The sequence below is a fragment of the Oleiphilus sp. HI0066 genome (genome assembly GCF_001635725.1).
Genome location: NZ_LWFH01001102.1, coordinates 1 through 1,726, shown reverse-complemented (window position 1 = coordinate 1,726; position 1,726 = coordinate 1). Strand labels below are relative to the sequence as shown.

Here is a 1,726-nt window from a genome sequence, read left to right as displayed (position 1 = left end):
CACTAAAAGCATGGGTCGATATGATTTGTCGTGTTGGTGAAACTTTCCGTTATACAGAAAATGGCCCAGAGGGTTTGTTGAACATTGATACGATGTACTTAGTTGTTTCAACGGGTGGCGCGCCGGTAGGCAGTCCTGTCGATTTCGTTGTACCGTACATGAAGCAAGTTGCAGCATTTATCGGCGTAAAAAATGTTGAGGTGATTGCTGCGGATGCAACGAATGCGAATCGCGATGCTGCTTCTGAGAAAGCGCGTGCGAAAATTGAAGAACTAGCTGAATCGTTTTAGTCGGAAGCCGGGTTGTTGTTAGGAATATTGGGGTCGGAGTACATATGTACTCCGACCCCGAACTTATTAGATAAGTTCTAGTGTTACTGCAGTCGCTTCACCACCACCGATACACAAACTAGCAAGACCTTTTGCCTTACCTTCTTTCTTAAGGGCGTAGATCAACGTAGCAATAATACGTGCGCCTGAAGCACCAACAGGGTGACCAAGTGCTACTGCACCGCCGTGAATGTTGATCTTCTCAGCTGGAATGTTGTGCGCATTCATTGCTGTCATTGCAACCATTGCGAAGGCTTCATTCACTTCGAACAAGTCAACATCAGCTGAAGCCCAACCTGTTTTGTTCAATACTTTTTCAATAGCGCCACATGGTGCGTGCGTAAATTTCGCTGGAGCTTCTGCGTGAGAAGAAGTCGCACGAATTACCGCTAGTGGCGTTAAACCTTTTTCTTTTGCAACTTTTCCAGAACAAAGAATTACAGCTGCCGCACCATCAGAAATTGCTGATGAGTTAGCTGCAGTTACAACGCCATTCTTGTCGAATGCTGGACGAAGTGAAGGGATTTTTTCAGGGCGTGCTTGACCAGGAAGCTCATCCTTATCAAAAACAACTTCACCTTTACGCGACTTAACTGTGAAAGGAACAATTTCTTCAGCGAACCAACCTTCGTTTGTCGCTGTCTGAGCACGCTCTAGTGAACGCAAGGTGTACGCGTCCATGTCTTCACGACTTAAACCATCTTCTTGGCTGTTTTCATCAGCAAACTTACCCATCAATTTGCTGGTGTACTTGTCTTCAAGTCCATCATAGAACATGTGATCTAGAAGCTCGCCGTGACCTAAACGGTAACCCGTGCGTGCTTTAGGAACAATGTAAGGTGCAAGCGACATGTTTTCTTGGCCGCCAGCAACCATTAACTCACAAGATTCTGCCTTGATCGCGTCAAATGCTTGCATCACTGCTTTCATGCCCGAACCACACATTTTGTTGATCGTTGTGGTTGGCACGCTGTCTGGGATGCCTGCGCCAAGTGATGCTTGTCGAGCTGGGGCTTGACCAACACCTGCTGGAAGAACGTGACCCATGATCACTTCATCAATATCGCTTGCTGCAATGCCAGCCTGCTCGATGCTCGCTTTAATCGCTGCTGCGCCAAGTTCTGGAGCTGGAGTTGTGCTTAGGCTGCCACCGAAGCTACCCATTGCGGTACGTTTTGCTGCAACGATGACGACATCGTTATCTGAATATGCTGACATGTTTATTCCTATACATCAGAGGTTAATCGGATCGCTCTTTTAGAGGCGCGCTAGTTTAATGTAAGTAGCCCAATCAGGAAATAGTTGAGCAAAGTTTGTGCGCGTTATAATGGTTATGGCGCTCTGTTGATTCAGTGACTTAGCCCACGTCTGGTGATAGCATTGCCGGCCTGTTTTTA

Annotated in this window: 2 protein-coding genes; one reads left to right on the top strand and one right to left on the bottom strand. The window is 46.9% G+C overall.

From position 1 onward, the window contains the following. The coding region (locus A3738_RS14305; RefSeq protein WP_197473863.1) for an NAD(P)H-dependent oxidoreductase at positions 1-290 on the top strand (290 nt) is incomplete at its 5' end. A 66-nt stretch (positions 291-356) separates the two neighbouring features. On the opposite strand, the gene A3738_RS14300 is transcribed toward A3738_RS14305, so the two are convergent. Beyond that, entirely contained in the window at positions 357-1,547 is a 1,191-nt protein-coding gene (locus A3738_RS14300) for a thiolase family protein (protein WP_068476262.1), read from the bottom strand. Positions 1,548-1,726 lie beyond the last annotated feature (179 nt).